Here is a 24764-nt window from a genome sequence, read left to right as displayed (position 1 = left end):
AGCGGCGAAGAAAGTACAAGTGAGTGACACAACGGGGGCTGAAGAGAATTGCAGCAGTTGGTTACATATTCATTATATTAGCCATTCAAAAATCAAATCCTATGCAGGAAATGGAAGAACTGGTACTTGGCGTGGGCTCCCGTGTACAACATACGCAATATGGCCCGGGGGTGATCATTGGCGTGAAATACGCACAGTATGTGGTGACTTTTATGAACGAGGGCATCCGCGAGGTGGATAAAACGGACCCGCGCTTCGAGGTGTTGAATGCGGAAAACAAAACGGTCGAGGTGGAAACGGTATCGGAAGTGGAAGCCTCGCTGCTGAAAATACTTCGGCTGTGGGGTGGCTTTACCGAAACGGTGAAGCTGGGCGACCGGTGGACGGGCGGCACGCTGGTGATGCAACCGAAAGATGCGACACTGAAAGCCAAAGAAGTGCCTATTGACGTGTTTTTTCATAAGATCGTGATGGTGCGCGACCGGCTTCGGGTGCTGGAGCAGCAGATTAATGCGCATAAGCTGCTGAGCGATGAAGACAAAGTAAACATGCAACAGTATATTACCCGCATCTATGGCTCGCTTACGACGTTTAACGTGCTGTTTCGCGATAAAGAACATTGGTTTACAGGCGAGAAAGGTTCCAAAGAAGAGTAGCGATCCCTACAAATTGGAACATGTTTTGTGAGTCATGGCACATGAATACAAGACATACCTATCAGACCGGCATTATTGGAAACTGTGCCTTCCTTGCGCACATTAACCGCAATACGAATGTAGATTGGCTTTGCTGGCCACGCATGGACAGCTCCTTTGTATTTGGCGGCTTACTGGACAAACAGAAGGGCGGCGAGTTTTCCATCCTGCCTGAAGGGGAATACGAGTCTAAACAGTATTACCTCGACAACACGAACATACTCTGTACGGAGGTAACGCACGGTGATACCAGTTATCGCATTACTGATTTTGCACCGCGATTTTTGCAGTTTGAGCGATTTTTTAAGCCGCTGATGCTGATCCGCAAGATCGAACCGCTCTCCAGTTCCGCGCGCATTAAAGTGACCTGTAAACCTGTTTGCGACTACGGCGGTGCCCAGCTGGGCATGTTCCGCGGCAGCAATCATATTGAATTTGCAGGTTGTGAAGAACGCATTCGCGTAACCACGAACATTCCCATCAACTATTTGATAGAAGAGCAGTATTTCGTGCTGAATGAAACGAAATACCTGGTGATGACGTACGGTAATCCGCTGGAAGCGCCGCTGCAAAGTACGGCAGAACACTTCCTGCGGGAAACGACCGCTTACTGGCGTACCTGGATCAAACACTCTTCGATCGCGGGTTTCTACCAGACTTACGTGATACGTTCGGCCCTAACTTTGAAAATACACCAGTACGAAGACACCGGTGCGGTAATTGCCGCCAGCACCACCAGCCTGCCCGAATCGCCGGGTAGCGGTCGTAACTGGGATTATCGTTATTGCTGGTTACGCGATACTTATTATGTGCTCACGGCGCTCAGCCACATCGGTCATTTCGAGGAGATGGAGCATTACTTTAATTATGTGACCGATATTTCACTTTCGGAAGATTTCCGTTACCAGCCGCTTTATGGCATTACCGGCCAGAAGGCGCTGACAGAGACCATCCTCCCCCACCTGGACGGCTACATGGGCAACCAGCCTGTGCGTATCGGCAACCAGGCATACGAGCATATACAGAACGATATTTACGGCCAAGTGTTGATCTCCATGCTGCCGCTGTACACCGACCACCGTTTCATCTTTTCGGAGCGGAAGGACAGTGAGCGCTGGATCGATTTTATTCTGAGTAAGATCGAACGTACGATAGACGAAAAGGATGCGGGCATCTGGGAGTTCCGCAACATTGCGAACATTCACTGTTACAGTAACTTGTTTCAGTGGGCGGGCTGCGCTGCGGCGGAAAAGATGGCGAAAACGATCGGCAATAAAGAGCTGGAGCAAAAGGCTGCGAGGCTGAAAGACCAGGCTGGCATTCACATCGAAAGCTGTTACGATGCCACGCGTAAAGTGTATACCAACGCCGCCGGCAGCCTCAATCTCGATGCCAGTACGTTACAGCTGATCATGATGAACTACCTCGACCCGGCTTCCGAACGCGCCCGCGATCACCTGGCAGCAGTGGAGAAAGAACTGAAAGCCAGCAACGGCCTGTTCTACCGCTACCTGCACTCCGACGATTTCGGTAAACCTAAAACGACGTTCCTCGTGTGTGCGTTCTGGTATGTAGAGGCACTGGCCTGCGTAGGCCGGCTGGACGATGCCATGCGTGAATTCGAGAACCTGCTGCAGTATTCCAATCACCTGCTGCTGTTCAGCGAAGACGTGGATGCTACAGATGGCAGCCAGTGGGGCAACTTCCCGCAGGCATACAGCCACGTGGGACTGATGAACGCAGCTTATCGCATTGCGATGAAGCTGGACAGACCGATATTTTTGTAAATAAGTAAGGGCTGACCAAAGCGGTCAGCCCTTCTTCTTAAGTATGGATCGTGACTTTCTGCAGTTAAGCAGCCTTTTTTTTATCGATTCCTGATAATCTGTTACTTCGCAATGGTTTGTCCACCCGCTTTGGTAAGCATTTTCAGCACATGCCTCACCTCCTGGTGACTACGCAGGTAAAAGCGCGCAGCACTCATATAACTGCCTACCTTAATGGTGATCGCCTCTTCCGGTAATGCTTTAAAGATATCTTCATCCGTAAGATCATCTCCCATGGCCATCACAAAATCGTAGTCGTGCGATTTGAACCATGCGTTAGCGGCTTTACCCTTGTTGATCTCCACGTTCTTCACTTCAATTACCTTGTCGCCGGCCAGCAGTTGTAACGCTTTGTCGGCGGTATAATAACGCAACGTGTTCATAAGTTCATTGGCGCGTAATTCACCAAGCCCCTCTTCTACTTTACGATAATGCCATACCAGTGAATAGCTTTTTTCCTCGATGAAAGATCCCGCGGTGCGATCGGTAAAAGTTTCCAGCACAGGCTGAATATCCTTTTTCCATTGATCCTGCAGGCCTGGCTGTTGCACCCATTTGGTGTCTTTCAGCTTCACCCACGCGCCATGTTCGGCGATCAGGTCGATCGGCAGGCGGCCGAACCATTGTTCCATGGTTTCGTATTTACGGCCGCTGATCATGACCAGGCTGTTAGCCGGATCGTTGGCCAGCTCTTCTAGCAAGGCGTACAGTTCTTCATCCGGACTCGCCTGGTCGATGTTTACCTTAAAGCCAACGAGTGTTCCGTCGTAATCGAGGAATAACGCGCGTTTGCCGGAGGCCGCGTAGCGGGTGGCGAGCTGTTGCGCCATTTCTGTATTGATTCTTTTTGCCAGCATCGATTGCTGGTTTCTCTTCACATCGTTCAACGTATCCATAAATAATTTTACCCAGTGATGAATATTGAATTTCTCTACGATTTGCCGCATGGGCAGCATCCTGCGCCGTTGTTCCAGTATCGGCATATTGATCGCTTCGTCGATCGCGCGGGCGATTGCGCCGATGTTGTTCGGGTTTACAATCACCGCATCGATCAACTCTTTTGAAGCGCCAGCCATTTCACTCAGGATCAACACCCCGTCGTGATGGATGCGGCTGGCCACATACTCCTTACTTACAAGGTTCATACCATCGCGCATGGGCGACACCAGGCAGATGTCGGCCAGGTTATATAGAGCAGATAGAATTTCAAGCGGAAAACTGCGATAGAAATAATGGATCGGCGCCCAGCCCATGGTGCGGTAGCGGGCATTGATGTTGCCGACGAGTTTATCTATATCATCGCGCAGCGCACTGTATTGCTGCACATTGTCGCGCGAGGGCACTACGATCATACACATGCCGATCTTTTCGATGTACTCGGGGTGCAGCTGCAATAACAGTTCAAACGCCTGTAAACGCTGCAGTATGCCCTTACTGTAATCGAGCCGGTCGATCGTAAGCACGATATGCTGTAATTGAAAACGTTCACGCAGGTTACGTACCTGGTGAGCGACAGATGGCATGTGAGCCAGTGATTCATACTTTTTGTAATCGATCCCCATCGGGAAAGTTTCCACCACCACCGAACGGTCGTTCACCGTAATCATGTTGGAAGAAGTGATAACAGGCAGCAAACGGCTGGTCGCCTGTAAGAAGTGCCGCGCATCATCAAAGGTGTGGAAACCTAATAAATCGGCACCCAGCATACCTTCCAGCAGCTCGTTGCGCCACGGAATGAGCCGGAATAACTCATACGACGGGAACGGAATGTGCTGGAAAAAGCCAATCGTGGCATCCGGCTGCTCTTCGCGGATCATTTGCGGGAGCAGTAATAATTGATAGTCATGTATCCAGATGACATCACCAGGTTCGGCCACTTCTAAGATGGCGGCCTTAAACTTCTGGTTCACCTGTACATAATAATCCCAGTACTGTTGTTCGTAGCGGGCGTAGGTAGACATGTAATGGAATACCGGCCATAACACTTCGTTAGAAAATCCTTCATAAAAATTGTTGATTTCCTCCTGCGTCAGAAATACAGGTTTCAGGTTCTGGCTTTTGAGTTTTTCCTCTATCTGGCCGTAATGCTCTTCGGCCGTTACCGTGCCAGGCCACCCGATCCAAACATTGTCACCTTGCCGGTAGATAGATCCAAGCCCTGTCGCGAGGCCTCCTTCGCTGGGCATGGGGATGTACTCCCCGTCTTTCTCTTTCATCTTCACCGGCAGGCGATTAGAAACTATAATTGTCTTCATAGGCCAATTTTTCGTTTTATAAGTGAGCGTTCGTCTTTACTATAGTCAGGCTTTATATATTAACAAATAATGATACCGGGCGGGCCGGAAGGAGTTATTACATCAAAAATCGACCCAACTTTAACACAAATACGATTATTAATCAATACGTTAACGATTATCAAACATCATATTCAGAAAAAAAGGCCGGTGTAAGTCCCCTGGTATAGGGCGGTATAGCCCCTCCTCCACCCCGGTTCCGACTTCTTATATTTTATGACAATTCAGGCTACTTTTGTCATATTTTCTATTACCCTACTATTTTTATAGACTTTATGGGTTTGTATTTAAAAAGTACTTATCTTTACTAAGAAATCAGTTCAAAACAACGTAAAAACGAATCGCATGAACAATCAAAAACCAACCATGCCTTTTTATGGCAGACAGCAAATGGCCACTTGCAGGCCGTACCTGGGCGCTCACTCCGCGTGTTGTGTCATGTGCGGCATGTGATAAAATGCATAACGAACGATACCTACAACTTCGACCCCCATTTTTTAAACGACCTTAAACCACATTAAAGATGTCTACAAACAACCATAAATACGGCGATTACATTACCTACGCTTTACCTGAACGTTTTGTAAAATATTATAAGAACAGCGCTGCCCGTTTACCAGTAGCGGTAGCAGGCGATAAAGTGCCGCCGCTGTTTTTTCATGAAGATGAGATTATCCAGAACGCGGATCTCTCCGGTGCCAATGCACAGGGTTTTGTAGCACTGGTAGAATTGCTGGAGCGCCCGCTGGTACTCAGCTTCTTCTCCATACACTGGAACGACTATGGCATTCAACATTTACAGCATTTACAGTCACTGCATGCGCAGGTCCGCCAGGCGGGTGGAACATTGCTGGTGTTGACTTCCGAAGACAGGAAATTTATTGAACCGTTGATCGCGCAATACGGGTTAACATTCGATATTATTCATGATAAAGACAACGCGGTGGCCGAAAAGCTGGGCCTTTACCACGAAGCAGCGCCTATCTGGGACCTGGTTTCGGGCATCAATGAGCACGTACCGGTACCGGGCACTTATGTGGTAAACCCTGCTAAAAACATTGTGTATGGTGGTAGCGATACTTACCTGCAACAATCGGTAAATGCAGAAGAGTTACTGCACGCGTTGAACTATGCCGCCAATGCGAACAGGCTGGTGGCCCGGATTCATAATTGACCTTAACAGCAGATATACATAGAGATATAAAGGGCGCCTTCTTTTGGGCGCCCATCTTTTTACCCCAACTTCCCTCCTGCCACTTTCTCGATCGCATCGGCATAAGCCGCACCAATACTGATGGGAAACTGGTTTACGTACAAATAGTTGCGGTCGATGCGCTGTACTTTGTTATTAGCAACGATGTAGGAGCGATGCACCCGTGTAAACTGCGCTGATGGCAGCAACGACACGGCCTCCTGCATACTGAGACGCGATAACAGCTTGCGATCGGCGAATACGAAGTTTACATAGTTACCCGCACTCTCCAGGTACAGGATCTCATCTAACTCCACCCGAAACTGCTCGTAACCACTTTTTATAAAAATGAAGCTGGCCGCAGCAGGCTGTACCACTTTTTCCGCTTTGAACTGAAGCAGGGCATATGCTTTATTGCAGGCCTTCAGGAAACGGGCCAGCGAAAAGGGTTTAAGCAGATAATCGATCGCGTCCAGCTCGAAGCTTTGTACGGCATGTTCCGAATAGGCGGTGGTGAAAATGACCATGGGCGGATCGGGCAGACTTGTCAGGAAGTCGATGCCGTTGATGTCGGGCATTTTGATATCGAGGAACAGCAAATCGACCTTTTCGCGGCGCAGGTAATCTGCTGCCTCGAAGGCATTGGTAAAAAAGCCTTTCATGTCCAGGAAAGGTACGCGGGATGCGTGGGAGCGGATGACTTCCAGCGCTACGGGTTCGTCGTCGATGGCGATGGCATTCAGCTTCATATGTTCAGTTCTGCTTCCAAGTTAGTGAAATAATTACCACGTCCGATGCAACATCAGCATCTTACGCGCCCTCGTCCACAAGGCAGGATACCTTTTACCGTCCTGCTCCTTCCACTCCTCTACCAGATCACGGGCGTGCTGGCGGCGGGCGTCGCGGGTCAGCTCGAAGAGTTGGTCCATCGTTTCCTGGTCGGCGGCGGTGGCAATGTCGTGATAGTGATGCTGCAGCACCTTTCCTTTCTCTAAGCCAAGCTGCGCGTCAGAAATGCTCTGTGCGGTAATGGCGGCGAGCTTTTCATCATATTCGCCTTTGGGCATCAGGAGTTTTGTGAGCAAGGGCATTACTTCTATCAGTGTGATGAGAAAAACCACCAGGCGGTAACGCTGCTTCAGGGGCGGATGTTTTTCCGTGAGGTCTGTCAGTGCTTCGGTCTGCGCAAGGAAGCCGTCGGTAAGTGTGATGATGTACGCCTGTTCCTTCACGCTATCTTCCTTTACCAGCTGCTGCAGCTGGGCTTCCCGTTCCAGGATCTTAGGCGCATTGGCTTTGCGCAATTTGATCAGATCCTCTTCTGCCTTCAGGTATTCGCTCTTCTTCACCCGGGCGATGGCTGATTCACCAATCCTGCCGGAGCCGCCGGTACCGTCGGTTTCACGGATGTAGGCATCTTTATAATCTTTTACCTGCTCTTCTTTGGTCCGCACTTCTGCATTCAAGCCATCAAGCCCGCCCTGGATCTCGCTTTTACGCGCGGCGTTCAGTTCGCCGAGTTCTTTGCGGAAGGTATCCAGTTTGGTTTGTTTGTTCAATACGATCTGCGCCTGTATATCTTTCTGGAACAACATTAATACGACGGGCTGCGAAATGAACAGGCCGATCGTTACCGCCAATAGCAACCGAAATGCAACGGGTACAAACTTATTGCCACTCTGGTTGCGCGACATCGCGGCGATCAGGCTGCGGTCGATGGATAATATTGCGAAGCCAAAGAATAAGGCCAATGCGGCCACAATCATATCGTCATTCAGCACGGTAGAAAAGAAGTATCCCCAGGCTAATGTCGCAAACATCCAGGTAACGAGCACGGCGATGCCTACGATGCGATAGCGTTCTTTATCGGCTTTACAATCTTTCAAAATGTCCGCATCAGCGGCGGCCAGCCACCAGAGGAAGCGGCTGAGGCCATCTACCGGCGTATCGGTTACAGGTGGATTGGTGGGTTGTTGCTGCATAGGTGTATTTTATTTTGATACCTGTATGGTAAGGTGTACGAAAAACTCCGCCGCCGTTTGCCGGATCGATAACTCATGCTTCTTCGCATACAGGAGGTTCAGGCGATTCTTTACATTATTGAGACCGATGCCCAGGCTGTTGCGCTCCGGATCATTGTCGGGCCGCTGGTGTACGGTATTGTGCACGTCGAAATAAATATGCTTGGCATCACAATTCAATGTGATGGATATACGCGAACGGTTGCGCAGACTGATGCCATGTTTAAAGGCATTCTCCACGAAAGGAATCAGTAGCATGGGGGCGATATAGTGATCACAATGCGTATCGTCGATATGCACTTCTATCTGTATATCGGGCGACTCCTGTACACGCAGGCGTTGCAGGGAAATGTAATTATGCAGGTATGCCAGCTCTTTTCCCAGTTTGATTTGCTCCTGGTGATTTTCGTGCAGCATAAAACGCATCATATCCCCGAGCTTTTGAATGCCTTCGCTGGTGCGATATGCGTTTTCCTGCAAAGAGGTGCCGTATAATGTATTCAGCGCGTTGAACAGGAAATGCGGATTAATCTGCGAACGCAGGAAATCAAGATTGGCGGACGAGCTGCCCAGTGCAATTTGCAGGTCTTTCACTTTCTCTTCCTGGGACAAATTACTTTCATATCGCTTCCAGGTGAGCGGTAATATCGCTCCCAACACCAATACCGCCGTAAAACCAAGCGCGAACATCACCGCGGCATCACTCCAGCGGCCTCTGACCACAATGAACATGACTACGCAGGCAAGTGAAGACAGGACCAAATAAGCGATGAGTTCCCGAAAAAAGAACCAACGGTTACGCGCTACTTTATAATACCGCGGTAGCAACCGGTACTCGATCATCATGTAACAAAATATCAAAGCCGGCGACATGGCCAGCCAGTAACGGGCCACGGAGTACTGATCGATCGCGAAAAAGCCTGCTGTCAGTACCGCCCAGGCAGCCATACCGATCATTACATCCGTTACTTTCCTGCGCAGACCCGCATTACGCTCCATATAGTCCGCCAGGAACTCGAAGTAACACAATTGCAGCAAGGCATAACCGGCGTACATGATGCCGAACAGCATAGTAGACGAAAAAGCCAGTTTCGCAAAGTGCATATGCGCACCGCGTTTCGTGGCATATACCCCCAGCAGATCGCCCTTCAGGTAGGAATTGGCCACCAGGGTAACCAGGAATAAGATCAGCGCCAGTCCTGCCGCCACCAATGCCGCCTGCACATATTTCCGTGCCGGTACCAGCCGAGCCATGATCCAGGCGCCCGCCGTCACGAACACGCCGTACCGCGCCAGCCAGATCGCCAGCGTGGGCAACAGGTAGTGAATGTAGTAGTCGAATACCATCCCTCTCCGCGCAAAGGCGCTGCCGTAAATAGCATGTAACCGGTAAATACTCAGGTTCACCGTATTGTAAAAGGTGCCAAACAGTACAAACAAAAGGAACACGGTCGCCAGCCAAAATTCGATCTTCCGGAATTGATTCATGTGCGGAGTGATATTTACCGCAATGATAATAAACAGGCGGGAGCACGAGCGGGAAATGTGATTAACAAGATCAAATATGGGATGAACCCGAAAAACAAGAGGCGGTGTTTTTCACCGCCTCCCCTATTATAACAAAAATACGGTCATACTTTTCGACCCATGCGCCCCCAGCACCAGCGACTGCTCAATGTCGGCGGTTTTGGACGGGCCCGCAATGAAGGTACCGAACCCGTAATCGCCATTGCCGATCAGCTCGTAGGCATGGTGCATCGTGGCTACCAGCCGCTCGCGCCGCACGATCACCGCCAGGTTTTGGGTAATAAAGGGCAACACACGCTGCTGCAACAACTCCTCCGTCACCCATACCGCACTGTTCTCCGCCACGGCAAAATGGGCGGGCAATATCGCCAGCTCTACGTTCTCGAACTGATGCGGGTCCACTTCCGATGGCTGCTCACCCAGGTCGCGCAGCTCCGGCACCATCGATACAATGCGTCCTTTGCCCAGCCAATGCTCCTGCAAATGCTGGCGAATCTCCTCCATACGCTGCACCATGACAGCCTTACCACCAATGCCATCTAATACGATCGCGAATTTGGCGACGAGGTCCTCCGCCCTTTCGGGTTGTATATATTCCGCCATCGGCGCCAGCTCGGGCTGGTTCTTTTTTACGGCGGCCAAGATCTTTTCCCTGCTGGTCATTTTTTCCTGTTTTGTTGATACCATTCGCCAAAGGATTGTTTAGGTGCCTCGGGCATGTCACGCTGCTTATACCAGGGGTTCAGCGGATTGTTCACCACGAATGGCACGTTCCGTAAGAACCAGCGCCCTGCTTTGCCCGCAGTGCGATACACGCCGGGCGAGGATAACGTAAAGTTCATCGCCTTCATCGAAAGACCTTTAGCGGCACCACCCTGACCATCTTTCATCAACACCTGCCGCCATTTATACAGCTGGTCATGAATGTCGATCTTCACCGGGCATACGTTGGAGCAGGAGCCGCACAGCGTGGACGCGAACGGCAGATCTGCATATTGTTTCATATCCAGGTTAGGCGCCAGGATAGCCCCTATCGGGCCCGCGATGGCAGTATGGTAGCTATGTCCGCCACTACGGCGGTAAACGGGACAAGTGTTCATACAAGCCCCGCAACGGATACATTTTAATGAATTACGGAACTCCTCGCGGCCCAGTTGTGTACTGCGGCCATTGTCTACCAGTACAATATGCATTTGTTGCCCGGCGCGCGGGCGGCGGAAATGGCTGGAGTACGTTGTTACCGGCTGGCCGGTGGCGCTGCGGGCGAGTAAACGTAAATAAATACTCAGGTGCCTGCGCTGCGGGATCAGTTTCTCGATGCCCATGCAGGCGATGTGTACATCCGCGAGGTGCGCGCCCATGTCGGCATTGCCTTCGTTGGTACATACCACGAACTCCCCCGTTTCCGCGATCGCGAAGTTGACGCCGGTAATGGCCGCCCGCCTGGTTAAAAACTTCTCACGCAGGTGTACCCGCGCGGCGGCGGTCAGTACCTGCGGGTCTGCTTCGCCTTTGGCAGTGCCCAGGTGTTCGTGGAACAACTCTCCTATCTCTTCTTTCTTTTTATGAATGCAGGGCAGCACGATATGGCTCGGCGGCTCATCCGCCAGTTGCACAATACGTTCGCCCAGATCGGTATCGATTACATCAATGCCTTTCTCCGCCAGGTAAGGGTTCAGATGGCATTCTTCCGTCAGCATCGATTTACTTTTCACGATGCGGTTCACGCCTTCTGCAGCCAGTATACGATGTACGATCTCATTATGTTCCTTCGCGTCGGCGGCCCAGTGTACGGTTACGCCGTTCTGCTCCGCGTTCGCTTCGAACTGCTGCAGGTAGTCGTTCAGGTTAGATAAAGTGTGGTATTTGATACTGGAGGCTGCCTCGCGTAACTGCTCCCATTCAGGAAGCGTATTGGCGGCCTTATCGCGCTTCTGGCGCACCCACCAAAGGGTTTCGTCGTGCCAGTTTACACGCGGCTCGTTGGCATTAAATTCCTGCGATAATTGTGCGTGGTTCTTCATGATCCGGCATTGAGTATTTCTGTAATGTGCATCACTTTAACCTGACTGTTCCGGCGGCGTAATATGCCTTCCATATGCATCAGGCACGACATATCCGTGCCGGTTATAAATTGTGCGCCGTTTTCGAGGTGATCGCTTACCCGGTCTTTCCCCATCTTTACAGATACCGCTTCTTCGGTTACGCAAAAGGTACCCCCAAAACCACAGCACTCATCTTCCCGTTTCAGCGGGATCAGCTCTATACCTTCTACCATGTTGAGTAACTGCAAGGGTTTGGAGAACTTGGGCGCCACCAGTTCGCTCATGGCCGACAAATGCAGGCCGCGCTGTCCGTGGCAGCTCTGATGTAAGCCCACCTTATGCGGAAAACGTCCGGGCAAGGCCGTCACCTGTAATATATCGGTAAGAAAAGCGGTGATCTCGTATACTTTCGTCCGTACCTGTTCGGCCTCCTGCTCGCGATCATGCAGGTGCAGGTGATCTTTCACATGCAACACGCAGCTTCCCGAAGGCGATACGATGTAGTCGAAACCGGCAAACTGGTCCACGAACAGGCGGTTACATCCTTCGGTAAGATGTTCGAAGCCCGAGTTGGCCATCGGCTGCCCGCAACAGGTCTGGTTCGCCGGGTACACCACTTCCACGCCCAGCTTTTCCAGCAGCTGCAAAGTGGCGATGCCCGCGTTGGGATAGAACTGGTCTACATAACAGGGAATAAATAATCCTACTCTCATAAAGCTCAATATCTGTTCGTAAAATTAGGCGCTTCCCGGATGTGATTTTTACCCAAAGCTGGTACTATATTGCCTCATTTAAAAACCGGGACGGGCATTTTACGCCATTATGTAATCAGCGAAAGATCAGTTTTTCATAACGGCCCCTTAAAAATAAGTCCCGCGACGAGTTTTGGCATCCTGTACCATCCTTCCCAAAAGATTTGCTTTTAAAAAGGCTTTTGCTATTTTTAGGTGTCCCAGTTGCTTTTTTACATTGATCTGTTCTTCCGGTTTCGCCGGCAGTATGTCTTTGCGCGCTTTACACTTTTTTACATTCACATCATGCTGAGAACTATGAGAAAGTTGCTGACAGGCATCCTGATTATCTTTGGCGCCCTGCAGGCGCGGGCACAAACGGCTGCGCCTATCCGTTTTGCCTTTTTAACCGACATACACGTATCACCCGGCATTCCCAGCGAAAAAGGACTGGCCGGTATCGTGAGTGAGATCAACACCCAGCCGTTCGACTTTGTCGTGTTAACGGGCGACCTTACTAACACCGGCACTGATGCAGAGCTGAACGCAGTGCATACGATCCTCAAAAACCTGAAGTATCCGCTGTACGTTATTCCGGGCAACCATGAAACTAACTGGTCCGAAAGCGCCGCGCAAACATTCGTACGACTGTGGGGCAACGACCGGTTCTATTTCGAGAAAGATAAATACATCTTCGTCGGTTATAACACCGGTCCGTATATGAAAATGGGCGATGGCCATATCAAGGAAGAAGACATTCATTGGCTGAAGAAAACCCTTTCCCAGCGCGTTACGCCGGGCAAAACGGTGATTTCGCTCTGCCACTATCCGTTAGGCGACGGACTCGATAACTGGCAGAATATTACGGGCTTCCTGCAATCCAAAAACACCCGCCTGGCGCTTTGCGGGCACGGACATAAACTGTCTGTGCACAACTTCGGCGGCATTCCCGGTGTGATGGGCCGCTCTTCCCTGCCGTACAAAGGCACGGATTTGCCGGGGTATAACATTGTAACGTTGCGGAACGACAGTGCCATCTTCCAGGAAAAAACACTTATGCAGGAGGCAGTGCCTTTCAAAGCCTTCAGCCTGCAGAACGCGGATGCGATCAAAGACGTGAAGCCCTCTCCCCTGCCCGATTACAGCATCAACGATAAATTTCCGCAGGTAAAACCGGTGTTTACTTTCCAGGACACCTCCGCCTCATTTACCGGCCCTTTACCGCTGGAAACGCAGGTGATTTTCGGCAACTCACAGGGTGAAGTGATCGCCCTGAACGCCGCGAACAAGAAAGTAAACTGGCGCAGGCAATTTACCGGCTCCATTTACGCCACGCCGCTGGCTGGCAAAGGTATTATCACCGTTGGCACCGTAGACGGTTACATTCACGGCCTGGATGCGAAAACCGGCAGGGACAAATGGAAACTCCCGGTGACCGAACCTGTAATTAGCGAGGGTATTGTGGAAGGCGATCGTTTATACATCGGCGTGGGCAGCCATGCGTTTTATTGCATCAATATCAATAATGGAAAGGTGTTTTGGAAGAACGATTCCATGAACGGACAAATGCAGGGCAAACCCGCCACCACCGATAAAGAGATCGTGTTCGGCGCCTGGGACCGGCACCTGTATTGCCTTAACAAGGCCACGGGCGAACTGAAATGGAAATGGAACAATGGCAGTCAACAAAAGCTGTACTCCCCCGGCAACGTGAAGCCCGCCATCGTTAACGGCCGCGTATTCATAGTAGCGCCCGACCGCTACATGACGGCAATCGATCTTTCGACCGGACAAACAATCTGGCGCAACAACCGCTATCGCGTGCGCGAGGCCATGGAGGTGTCGCCGGACGGAAAGGCTGTATACGCCAAACTGATGGAGGACACGGTAATCGCCGTATCCACCTCGGCACCAGCGATGGAGCTGCTCTGGTACGCCGACGCGAAATATGGTTACGAACACAACCCCTGCCCGCTTTTGGAGAGCAACGGCACCTTATACGCCGGCACCAAAAACGGCCTGCTCATCGCGATCGATGTGGCTACTCACCAGGTAAAATGGACGCATAAAGCGGGCAATTCATCTATCAATAAAATTGTTGCCGACAAAAACGGCGACATCTGGATCAGCCTGATCGAGGGCAAACTACAGAAGTTTCCCCGTAAGGTATAAAAACACGAAAGCGGGAGGTACTCTCCCGCTTTATCTTTAATATTTTTGAGCAAACATTATCACTTTCATCAGCCCCCGTTGTGTCACTCACTTGTACGGCAGTTTCGCTTTTGGGCGAAGCGGCTCTCCCTTCCGTCATGGCGAACAAAGTGAAGCCAACATCGTGTTCGGTCTTCGCCCAAGTAGTTCAGGACTGCCATTCTTATACCGCGAAGAGCGGAGGTTCGATTCCTTTCAGTCGCGATGACGGCGGAAGCGATGCTCAGTCATTTCCTGGGTTCGCCTATCGCACAAACCTAAAAAAAACTCCCTTCAACGGCATTTCCCCCGATGTTACTGCCGGGTACGCTGGGCACAAAATGCACTGCGGAAAGGGCCCCGAAAGGGCCTCGAAAGGGCATAGCGCTTATCTGGCGGGCCTTTCAAAAGGGCTATTCCCTGGAAATGCTTGTAAACAGGATGTTTCAGGGCGTGCGTTACAGTAATTCCAGGTCCAAATGTTGGTATGGCGACAGGAAGTGGTTGTCCGCCGCCAGTTCGGTGATCAGGTAATCGACCTGGTTAATATCACATACCTTCATTCGCTGGGTGGAGTTGAGTTTTTCGGCAATACTCATGACTGCCATCTTTTTGGAAGCCCGCAACATCGCCTTCTTCACCTGCACCACCTCCCAGTCCGAATCCGTCATGCCTTCCTGTACGGACAGTCCATTGGTCCCGAACAGGCAAAGGTCGACCTTGATATCTGCCAGCTGGTTAATAACACTCGAGCCGATATGTACGTTGGAGCTTTTGCTGAGCTGTCCGCCGATGGTAATCACCGTTAATTCTGAATGTTCGGCCAGCTGAATGGCTACCAGTGGACTAATCGTAAAGAACGTGGCGCGCAGGTTTTCGGGTATCTTTTTGGCGAACTCGATCATCGTAGTACCGCCACCGGTAAGGATGAACATGTCGTCCTTCAGGAGACGGATTGCCTTTGCGGCTATTTGCTGTTTTGCGTCGAGCGCGTACACTTCACTGTTCCCGTTAAACGGATAATGGAACGATTTTCCGATGGCGCCGCCGTGCACCTTTAGCACCTTGCCTTCTTCTGCAAGCTCCTTCAGGTCGCGCCGGACTGTGTCTTCGGATACGCTGAGCATCGCGCTGAGATCAGCCGAGAGCACTTTGTTGTGCAGGTTGATCTGGCGCATGATAAATGTTTGCCTTTCTTCTTTTAGCATAGCTGGTATCGATGTGCAAAAATAAAAATTATGTTGGATTGCGCTATGTCTGATTCTTGCATCTTTCCTTAACCTAAATTACATTTCCTGCCGGAATTTGCGTTATTTTTCCATGAACTCTTTTTTATTTTCGATTTTCTCCCTAAATTGAACACGTAAAAACGCACAAAAACGCAAATAGAGAACAGACATCAACCAAAAAGCACCTGGGACGGTGAGTAACCAGACGACCAATTAAAATCATAGGACTTTACTTTAAACGACTTATTTATCTATTCCGAGTTATTGTTTTCGCTACGCTAAACACAAACTATTTATGAAAAAAGTTACTAAGCACTTTGCTGCTATTGCTGCTTTTTGCAGTATCATGGGCACAAAGGAAGATTACCGGCGAAGTATTGGACCAGGCTTCCGGCGGGCCGGTAATTGGCGCTACGGTACAAGCCAGTAAAACATTAGGCACCAGCACCAATGCAGAAGGCAAGTTTACCCTTACCGTACCGGAGGAAACCAAATCCCTCACTGTTTCCTTCATCGGCTACAAAGCGCAGACCATTACCCTGGGCGCGTCTAACGACTACAAAATATCCATTGCCGTAGACGATCGTTCGCTCGACCAGGTGGTGGTAGTGGGTTATGGTACGCAGAAAAGGGCTAACCTTACGGGCGCTGTTAGTACGGTGGATGTGGCCAAAACGATGCAGGCCCGCACCGTTACCGACGCAGGCAGAGCCATGCAGGGAACTGTTCCCGGCCTGACCATCACAACGGTGAGCGGCGACCTTGGTACCAACCCGAGCATCCGCCTGCGTGGTATGACAGGTTCTACGAACGCCAGCGGTGGTGCACAGCCGCTGATACTACTGGATAACGTGGAAATTCAGAGCCTGCTGATGGTGAATCCCGACGATATCGAATCTATCTCCGTATTAAAAGATGCGGCATCCACGTCAATTTATGGTAGCCGCGCTGCATATGGCGTTGTGCTTATCACTTCTAAAACGGGTAAAAAGAATACGCAGAACAGGGTCTCTTATTCCAACAACATAGCCTGGTCTAAACCTACCAGCCTGCCTGATGTTACGGACGATGACGGCCTTACCTACGCTCTCCTGGCCCGCCAGCGTGAAGCGCCCGGAGCAAAGTTCTTTGGCCATATCGGCAGCCGCGTAGACTCGCTGAGCATTGAACGCGTAAAACAATGGAAGCAACAGTATGGCGGCCAGGACCTTGGCCCTGAAATGGTGGAAGGCCGCGATTACGAGATCCGTGATGGTGCACTGTTTTACTTCAGGCCGTGGGATGTAAACAAATTGTTCATCCGCAGCTGGACCCCGCAACAGAATCACAACCTTAACTTCACGGGTGGTAATGATAAAACGACTTATAATTTAAGCCTGGGCTTCCTGAACCAGGAAGGCCTGATGAACGTGAAGACGGACAAGTTTCAGCGCGCTAACGTTAACCTGACGGTTAACACGGCGGTAACCAGCTGGCTGGACCTTCGCAGCCGCGTAATGATGGCCCGCACAGACCAGAAAACTCCGTTCTCGTTCCAGAACACGCAGTTCGACCCGCTGTACTACCTGTACCGCTGGCATTCTATTCACCCGTACGGCACCATCGATGGCAAACCCGTACGTAACGTAGTGTCGGAAATGCAGGCAGCCCAGATGTCTGGCACGAAAGTGAACTACAACCGCTACGCACTGGGCGGTACGTTTAAAATCATCCCGGGCCTTACCCTCGATGCCGACTACACGTATACCAACCAGCAGGCACGCGTCCGCGAAGTTGGCGGACCGCTCACGGCATGGAACTTATGGAGCGGCGTTCCCCTGAGGTACGAAACGTATACCACCACTTACGACTACGCACAATACCTGAACCGTGCGTACGAAAACCACACTTTTAAAACATTCGCTACTTATCAGAAAGACATTTCCGACCATTCAATTAAAGTGATGGCGGGTATGGATGCCGAGACGCAGGAGAACAACTATGCCCTCACGAGGAGAAACGGCGTGATAGATCCTAACGTAGGAGAACCCAACCTCGCGAATGGTGACCAGATCGTTGGGTCTTCGCATGATGACTGGGCAACGATGGGCTTCTTCGGGCGTATCAACTATGCGTTTAAGAACCGCTACCTGTTAGAACTCAACGGTCGTTACGACGGTTCCTCTAACTTCCCTGCACATGATCAGTGGGGCTTCTTCCCCTCCGCTTCTGCCGGTTACATCATCACAGAAGAGGAGTTTATGTCCGGCATCAAAAATGTATTACCCTACTTCAAACTGCGCGCATCTTACGGTTCTATCGGCAACTCCGACGTAACGCTGGGCAACGCGACTTTCCGTCCGTCGATCACTACGGCCGTTTCAAACTGGTGGATCGGAAGCGCCAACATGCTTTCGACCAACGCCAACTCACCTAGGATCGTACCACCGCTGTGGAAATGGGAAACGATCAACACGCTTGATTTCGGCTTCGATTCCAGGTTCTGGAAAGAACGTATCGGGCTTACTTTTGACTGGTATCGCAGGACTACCAAAGACATGGTGAGCGCCGGTGTTGAATTGCCGAGCACTTTCGGTGGCAGCGCCCCTCCCCGTAACTATGGCGAATTGCAGACTACCGGTTGGGAAATCAGCATCGATGGTAACCATACATTCGACAATGAGTTGTCTATTAACGCTACCCTTAGCCTGTCTGACTTCAGGGAGAAACTTACTAAGTTTTCTGGTAGCGCGATCACAGGAAACTACCAGGGTAAGTATATTGGCGAGATCTGGGGTTATGAAACAGACAGGCTGTTTACAGAAGACGACTTTCAGCGTGATGGCAATGGCAAGCTGATTACAGATGCCACTGGCAAATATATTCTGAAAGAGGGTGTTGCAAGCCAGAAATACCTGGAAGGACTGGGCGCGGCCTGGTTCTGGTATGGCCCCGGCGATGTGAAATTCAAAGACCTTAATGGCGACAGCGTGGTGAATAACGGCCGCAACTCCATTACCGACCATGGCGACATGCGGGTGATCGGTAACAGCACGCCGCGTTATCAATATGGCATTCGCCTGGGCGCTAACTGGAAGGGCGTTGACTTCAACATTTTCTTCCAGGGTGTTGGTAAAAGAGAACTCTGGGCTCCCAGTATGATGACCATCCCATCTTTCAGACCATACGACGCTGTGTATGAGCACCAGATGGATTACTGGACGCCGACCAACACAGACGCCTTTTACCCGAAACCCTCCGTTACCACCGAGGCAGCTAACCAAAACTTCTTCCCGCAAACCAGGTACCTGCTCGACATGTCATACCTGCGCCTGAAGAACGTATCATTGGGTTATACGTTGCCTAAAAGCCTGGCAGAAAAAGCCAGACTGCAAAGCCTGAGGGTATATGTGAGCGGTGAAAATCTGTGGGAAAAAGACAACCTGCATGTGCCGATCGATCCTGAAGTAGATTACCGTTACAGCGGCATTTCCACCGCTACATTCGGCAGAAACTATCCGTATCGCAGATCGTTTGCATTTGGCCTCCAGGTGACTCTCTAAATTTAAAGCGACAACAATGAAAAAGATCCTTCATATAATTGCATGCTGCGCCCTGGTAATCACCGGGTGTAAAAAAGACTTTATCACCCGTCCCCCGAAGGACGAGTTATCCGACGCCACCTACTGGACTTCGGAGAGAAATGTACGCATCTTCTCCTGGCGCTACTACCCTATTTATTTTAGCGGTTATGGCAGTGGTAACACCTGGGGTACTTACTTCTCCATACAAAGTCTGAATGACGACTTTGCACCGATGACTCCAACACCGTTTACCAAACAGGCACCCAACAGCGGTGGCGGATGGAGCTTTAATAACGTGCGCCAGATCAACACCTGGATGAGCAGGATTAAGATCGTTCCCATGGCAGAAGAAGCCACCAATCACTGGATTGGCGTCGCACGTTTCTTCCGTGCACTTGAATATGCAGACCTGGTCCGCCAGTTTGGTGATGTACCATTTTATAACGCACCTGTAACAGAAACCGACTTCGCCCAGTTATACAAACCGCGCGATCCACGTGTATTGGTTGTTGACAGCATCCTGGCCGACCTGAAATACGCTGCAGCGAATGTTCGCGTGGAAGATCCTTCGGTAACAGGCGATGCGGGCCTGGTCGTGAACCGGGCAGTAGTCAACGCTTTCTTCTCGCGTATCATGTTGCACGAAGGCACCTGGTTCAAATATCACAATCTTGACCAGGCGAAAGCAACCGAATACCTCACCGCTGCGAAGGCAGCTGCAGAAGCAGTGATGACTGCCGGCAAATATTCACTGGACGCTGACTATCGCGGCATCTTCAGCTCCATGAGCCTGGCCACTTCGAAAGAAGTGCTGCTGTACCGCAAATACGAAACGAATCAGATTACGCATGCGCTGATGAGTTATAACAATAAAGAAGCGCAAAGCGGTGCATCTAAAAATGCGATCGAATCGTACCTCGCTTCCGACGGTTTGCCTATTGGTGTATCTCCCAACTACCAGGGCGATAAAACGATCGACCAGGTATTTGCAAACCGCGACGGCCGTTTGGCTGCTACGTTCGTGAAACAATACCGCGTGATCAAAGTGGCATCCAATTACAGCACCACCGGCTACTCCAGCCACAAATTCCTCAACGAATCTGTAAAGGATGTAGCGGAAGGTAATAATGCACTTAACCAGACAGATGCACCTATCATTCGCCTGGGCGAAGTATTGCTCAATTATGCAGAGGCAACCTACGAACTGGGCCAGTTAACGCAAGCTGATCTCGACAAGTCTATCAACCTGCTTCGCGACAGGGCTAAGACCGCCCGGCTGAAAACTGTAGGCGGTTTACCGGTGGCAGCAACAGCGGGTGGCGATGTGCCTTACGACGATCCTAAACGCGACCCTACCGTAGCGCCTATGTTATGGGAAATTCGTCGTGAACGCCGCGTAGAAATGATGTTCGAAGGCAACCGCCTTACCGACCTGAAACGCTGGAAGAAACTGGCTTATACCGACACGAAACAAAATGTCGACATTAACCGCGGCGCATGGATCACGAAAGCGCAGTTCCCCGCAACGGACGCTACGCTCACCAATGGTACAGAGGGATATATTATTCCCGCGCCATTGTCATCTACCGATCGTGTGTTTGACAATGACCGCCTGTACCTGAACCCGCTGCCGGTGAATCAGATCAATCTTTACAAGAACAACGGATACACCCTGGTGCAAAACCTGGGTTGGGAACAATAGTATCACCTACATGTTTATGAGCAAAAACCGGCACTTTTTGGTGCCGGTTTTTTATTTAACATGACTGCACCTTCAGCGCAGCCATAAACGGATAGATATCAACAACTTATGACTGCGGTAAATTAGCGCAGTACAATAACCAACGATTAAGGAATAATCCAGAACTTTTTATTTATCTATGCTGTTCTAAAGACGAAGGGGATCACCCAAACCAACGTAACAAGGCTATATATTTCTATCAATTCCGATCTATGACCTACACAAACGTGACGGAGAAACAAATCTATTTACGGTTTCCTTCCTCCCACTTTCTGCCCGGCGCGGTGTTAAAACCGTTTTTCGTCGTGCTGCAGATCCATGGAGTGAACGAAGATTTCACCTCGGTGCAGTTTGGCATGCCGGCTAACGACACCTTACTGGAAACGCAGCTGGCACCCGTGCTCGAGCGCTTTGGCATGTTCAACGAACTTAACCAGATTCGCGAGCAAACCTACGCGATGCCGGTGGAACTGCTGATGTACCTGATGGTAGAAGCACAAACCGTTAAGAGAGTAAAAACATCGCGCATGCGCACTAATGTCAGCATCTCCGATTAAGGTGCAGCGCAAAAAGGTTCCCTGCTCCTTTCCGGAACAGGGAACCTTTTCTATTATCTTCTGTCGCTTAAAAGTTGATACTGGCCTTTACACCCAGGAAGCCCGCAGAACCATCCCGGAACCAGGCTTCATACTTACCCTGGATGTCGAACATCAGGATGCGCACACCTACACCAGGCGATACGATAAACGCCGTTCCTGCATCTTCTTTGGTAAGATGCGCTGTTCCTGCCTCCACCTTCGCATACAACACCGAAAACAGCTTATACTTTAAACCCAGTCGTACTGGAATAGCATCGAAGCTTTTTACTTCCGCCTCTACCCCATTGTCGAGCGTAATATCTTTACCGGGGAAGTGCATGTAACCAACGGAGCCCGTCGCGGTAAAGCCTGCCAGCAGTTTGATATCGGCATTTAAACCGGCACCGATACCAGTGTTGTGGGTTTCGCTAAGATCGCCGACAGGAAAGCCGCCTTCTACATAAGGGCCGATACTAAAACGTTTCAATTGAGCGCTTGCTGAGCTCACCGCGAGCAGCAGCAGCATGGATGCCATGAGGGGCAAAATGGTTCTTTTCATCAGTAGGATATTTGAATTGACAAATTAATACATATCTCGGGATCGTTTGCGTAGAAAAACGTTCATCACTTGGCGACAATCCTTATTTTGATGCCTTGTAAATTCACGTTATTCATGGCCAGATCTACTACCAACCTGCTACTGGCAGGCTCCCTGCTGCTGTTATCATCATTTATCATTCCAAAAAAGAAAATAAAAGTATACCTGGCTGGCGACTCCACCATGGCTGTTAAAGAACCGCGTGCCTATCCCGAAACCGGTTGGGGAACGCCTTTCGCCTGGTTCTTCGATTCTACGGTGACCGTGGAGAATTATGCAAAGAATGGCCGCAGCTCGGGCACGTTCATTACCGAAGGCTTGTGGCAAAAGATAGAGAACGACCTGCAGGAAGGCGACTATGTATTGATCCAGTTTGGTCATAACGATGAAGTATCGACGAAGAAGAGCTACACCACGCCCGGGCAGTTCAAAGCTAACCTTACCAGGTTCATTACGGCAACCCGTGCAAAGAACGCAACCCCAGTGCTGATCACACCCGTAAGCCGCCGCCGGTTCGATAGCACCGGTGTTGTTCCCGAAACGCATGATTATACCCCTTACGTACTCGAAGTAGCCGCCGCGCAAAAAGTCGCCCTCATCGACCTGGATGCCGCCAGCCGTAAATTATACCAGCAGTTCGGTCCCGAAACGTCCAAACTCCTGTTCCTGCAGTTGCAGCCGGGCGAACACCCGAATTATCCCGGGGGTAAGGATGATAATACGCACTTTTCAGAACTGGGCGCGAGACTGGTAGCGCAGCTGGTATTGAAGGACATAAAAGCACTGGGGCTAGAGCTGGCAGAGAGGGTGGTTAAACGGTAGAAAGTAGGCGCTAATTCTACTGTAATTCTACTATAATTCTGCTACAATGCTACAGGAAGTCCATGGCAACTCCTTTGTTAGCCCTGTGTAACAGCTATACCGTTCCACTATAACGCCGCTATCAGCAGAAGGCCGTTTTTCGTTTCTTACCCAGCTTTCCTGCTGCCGCCACCTTTTGAATGTAGGCTACGGCATCCGGCACTTTACAGGCCGTACCGTTCATATCGACGGTAACCTGGCCGACCGCTGCGGCCTGCTTTTCCGCTATCCCGGATAAAGCGGGCACATAGGACCCGACCGCAATCAGGAAGCCATTCATGGTATATTTAACGCGATTCTCTTCGGTGTGGATGTCAGTGCCGACTTTATTAATAAGCCTGGTAATTTCGGTGGTATCCAGCTCCGCATCGCTTTTGATAGCAACCAGTGAGCTGTAGGTATTCCAGCCGGAAGCACGCAGCTTGGGATCGGCTGATTGTATCCACTCCATGGCCAGTTCACGGGAAAACCTGCTTTCGGCGGTAGTCCAGGGAACGGTGTACTCGATCACCATACTCCAGTTAGCCAGGTCGGCCCACTCCTGCAGGTCCGCCTTTGTCATTTTGACCGGGTCGGAAATGAGGCCGGCCAGGTACATAGCATCGCCGTTGCCTGTCCGGTACAATTCCATGGATAACGGGTAATTCTTCTTCTCGCGCTTCTGTATCACCTTCATATCCTGCACCTTCACACCGAATATCGGCTCCTGCGCGCCGTGGTTCAGCCAGGTTTTCCTGGTTTGGGCAGTGCCCAGCTTCTCCAGCTCGGCCAGAATGCTTGCAGCGGTACTCATAAAGGCGATTTTATACCTAAATATAACGCAATTGATTCACATCCAGCCACATAGGCAGGACCAAAGCTCGATAGCTCGTTAATGGGTTGTTAACAACGGCTAAACTGTTACGTTTACCAACTAAAACCGGCCGTTCACGAAACGCCATTCTCACCATATACCCACCGGGCGTACCTTTGGTGTAGGTTTTTCATAAGATATGGTTAAAATTTTTGAGGGCGGTATTCTTACCGCCCTTTTTCTTTTCCGTCCCATGGCATAAAACTTGAACCGGTCTTGCTAAAAAAGACACACGTTATGCCTTACAGCCAGGACATTGCCCAACAGCTTGCACAATCCTCCCACAGCCTCGCCGTAGCCGAAAGTGTTACGTCCGGACATATACAGTCACTTTTATCGCTCGAAAAAAATGCGACGCAGTTTTTCCAGGGAGGCATTACGGCCTATAACCTCGGGCAAAAAACATTGCACCTTGGGGTGGAACCAATAGAAGCAAATAATACCAACTGTGTTTCCGGTAAGGTGGCCGAGCAAATGAGCCTCGGTGTAGCCAGGATGTTCCTCAGTGATTACGGCCTCGCGATTACAGGATACGCAACGCCGGTTCCGGAACAGCAGGTTTATAACCTGTTTGCCTACGTTGCCATTTCATTCCAGGGTAAAATAGTGTTATCAGAAAAAATTATCCCGAAGGAAGAAGAAATGGAGGCCGTACAACGGGAGTTCGCCTCTAAAGCCCTGGAACTGCTCGCCCAATGCTTGAACAAGTAGTATTCTGGCATAGAATTTATCATAACTATACGTCCTCCGGATCGTAGAAATACATCCACACCACTGCCGTCTACTTAAAATGCAATCATGGATTCAACGCCTGTACAAG

The 24764-nt window shown here is 50.5% G+C and carries 19 protein-coding genes; 9 read left to right on the top strand and 10 right to left on the bottom strand.

The window, feature by feature from the left end:
- Positions 1–101: 101 nt before the first annotated feature.
- Both MKQ68_RS05905 and MKQ68_RS05900 read left to right on the top strand, forming a co-directional pair.
- Positions 102–656, top strand: coding sequence for a DUF8685 domain-containing protein (locus tag MKQ68_RS05905; protein WP_264282494.1), 555 nt, complete (start codon positions 102–104; stop codon positions 654–656).
- Between the two features lie 41 nt (positions 657–697).
- A complete protein-coding gene (locus MKQ68_RS05900; protein ID WP_264282493.1) occupies positions 698–2482 on the top strand; it encodes a glycoside hydrolase family 15 protein in 1785 nt (594 codons plus the stop codon).
- 101 nt (positions 2483–2583) lie between these two features.
- On the opposite strand, the gene MKQ68_RS05895 is transcribed toward MKQ68_RS05900, so the two are convergent.
- Positions 2584–4776, bottom strand: coding sequence for a bifunctional alpha,alpha-trehalose-phosphate synthase (UDP-forming)/trehalose-phosphatase (locus MKQ68_RS05895; protein WP_264282492.1), 2193 nt, complete (start codon positions 4774–4776; stop codon positions 2584–2586).
- A gap of 562 nt (positions 4777–5338) precedes the next feature.
- Here MKQ68_RS05895 and MKQ68_RS05890 point away from each other — a divergent pair.
- Positions 5339–5989 carry a peroxiredoxin family protein gene (locus tag MKQ68_RS05890; protein WP_264282491.1) on the top strand — a complete coding sequence of 217 codons (651 nt, stop codon included), beginning with the start codon at positions 5339–5341 and terminating at the stop codon, positions 5987–5989.
- A 59-nt stretch (positions 5990–6048) separates the two neighbouring features.
- On the opposite strand, the gene MKQ68_RS05885 is transcribed toward MKQ68_RS05890, so the two are convergent.
- From MKQ68_RS05885 to MKQ68_RS05860, 6 genes are all read right to left on the bottom strand, one after another.
- Positions 6049–6756, bottom strand: coding sequence for a LytR/AlgR family response regulator transcription factor (locus tag MKQ68_RS05885; RefSeq protein WP_264282490.1), 708 nt, complete (start codon positions 6754–6756; stop codon positions 6049–6051).
- A gap of 33 nt (positions 6757–6789) precedes the next feature.
- A complete protein-coding gene (locus MKQ68_RS05880; protein WP_264282489.1) occupies positions 6790–7989 on the bottom strand; it encodes a DUF4407 domain-containing protein in 1200 nt (399 codons plus the stop codon).
- A 9-nt stretch (positions 7990–7998) separates the two neighbouring features.
- Entirely contained in the window at positions 7999–9516 is a 1518-nt protein-coding gene (locus MKQ68_RS05875) for a sensor histidine kinase (protein WP_264282488.1), read from the bottom strand.
- 126 nt (positions 9517–9642) lie between these two features.
- Positions 9643–10218, bottom strand: a complete 576-nt coding sequence (locus tag MKQ68_RS05870; RefSeq protein ID WP_264282487.1) for a LutC/YkgG family protein — start codon at positions 10216–10218, stop codon at positions 9643–9645.
- Complete coding sequence (locus tag MKQ68_RS05865; RefSeq protein ID WP_264282486.1) at positions 10215–11579, bottom strand: lactate utilization protein B; 1365 nt, start codon at positions 11577–11579, stop codon at positions 10215–10217. The genes MKQ68_RS05870 and MKQ68_RS05865 overlap by 4 nt, the downstream gene beginning before the upstream one ends.
- Positions 11576–12313 carry a (Fe-S)-binding protein gene (locus tag MKQ68_RS05860; RefSeq protein WP_264282485.1) on the bottom strand — a complete coding sequence of 246 codons (738 nt, stop codon included), beginning with the start codon at positions 12311–12313 and terminating at the stop codon, positions 11576–11578. Before MKQ68_RS05860 ends, MKQ68_RS05865 begins: the two co-directional genes overlap by 4 nt.
- Positions 12314–12649: 336 nt before the next feature.
- Between MKQ68_RS05860 and MKQ68_RS05855 the strand changes: the two genes are divergently transcribed.
- Positions 12650–14503 carry an outer membrane protein assembly factor BamB family protein gene (locus MKQ68_RS05855; protein ID WP_264282484.1) on the top strand — a complete coding sequence of 618 codons (1854 nt, stop codon included), beginning with the start codon at positions 12650–12652 and terminating at the stop codon, positions 14501–14503.
- A 476-nt stretch (positions 14504–14979) separates the two neighbouring features.
- Here MKQ68_RS05855 and MKQ68_RS05850 read toward each other — a convergent pair whose 3' ends face one another.
- Positions 14980–15729 carry a DeoR/GlpR family DNA-binding transcription regulator gene (locus MKQ68_RS05850; protein WP_264282483.1) on the bottom strand — a complete coding sequence of 250 codons (750 nt, stop codon included), beginning with the start codon at positions 15727–15729 and terminating at the stop codon, positions 14980–14982.
- Positions 15730–16067: 338 nt separating this feature from the next.
- Here MKQ68_RS05850 and MKQ68_RS05845 point away from each other — a divergent pair, with 338 nt between their 5' ends.
- From MKQ68_RS05845 to MKQ68_RS05835, 3 genes are all read left to right on the top strand, one after another.
- On the top strand, positions 16068–19292 hold the full coding sequence (locus tag MKQ68_RS05845) for a SusC/RagA family TonB-linked outer membrane protein (protein ID WP_264282482.1): 3225 nt from the start codon (positions 16068–16070) through the stop codon (positions 19290–19292).
- 16 nt (positions 19293–19308) lie between these two features.
- Entirely contained in the window at positions 19309–21015 is a 1707-nt protein-coding gene (locus MKQ68_RS05840; RefSeq protein ID WP_264282481.1) for a RagB/SusD family nutrient uptake outer membrane protein, read from the top strand.
- 251 nt (positions 21016–21266) lie between these two features.
- Positions 21267–21611, top strand: coding sequence for a hypothetical protein (locus MKQ68_RS05835; protein ID WP_244839912.1), 345 nt, complete (start codon positions 21267–21269; stop codon positions 21609–21611).
- Between the two features lie 67 nt (positions 21612–21678).
- On the opposite strand, the gene MKQ68_RS05830 is transcribed toward MKQ68_RS05835, so the two are convergent.
- Positions 21679–22191, bottom strand: coding sequence for a hypothetical protein (locus MKQ68_RS05830; RefSeq protein ID WP_264282480.1), 513 nt, complete (start codon positions 22189–22191; stop codon positions 21679–21681).
- A gap of 114 nt (positions 22192–22305) precedes the next feature.
- On the opposite strand from MKQ68_RS05830, the gene MKQ68_RS05825 reads away from it, so the two are divergent.
- Complete coding sequence (locus MKQ68_RS05825) at positions 22306–23052, top strand: rhamnogalacturonan acetylesterase (protein WP_264282479.1); 747 nt, start codon at positions 22306–22308, stop codon at positions 23050–23052.
- 121 nt (positions 23053–23173) lie between these two features.
- On the opposite strand, the gene MKQ68_RS05820 is transcribed toward MKQ68_RS05825, so the two are convergent.
- Positions 23174–23884, bottom strand: a complete 711-nt coding sequence (locus MKQ68_RS05820; RefSeq protein WP_264282478.1) for a DNA alkylation repair protein — start codon at positions 23882–23884, stop codon at positions 23174–23176.
- A gap of 297 nt (positions 23885–24181) precedes the next feature.
- On the opposite strand from MKQ68_RS05820, the gene MKQ68_RS05815 reads away from it, so the two are divergent.
- Positions 24182–24655, top strand: a complete 474-nt coding sequence (locus tag MKQ68_RS05815; RefSeq protein ID WP_264282477.1) for a CinA family protein — start codon at positions 24182–24184, stop codon at positions 24653–24655.
- The last annotated feature ends 109 nt before the right edge of the window (positions 24656–24764 follow it).

This window comes from Chitinophaga horti (genome assembly GCF_022867795.2).
In the GTDB taxonomy this organism is placed as follows: Bacteria; Bacteroidota; Bacteroidia; order Chitinophagales; family Chitinophagaceae; genus Chitinophaga; species Chitinophaga horti.
This window is presented reverse-complemented; position numbering and strand designations above follow the sequence as displayed.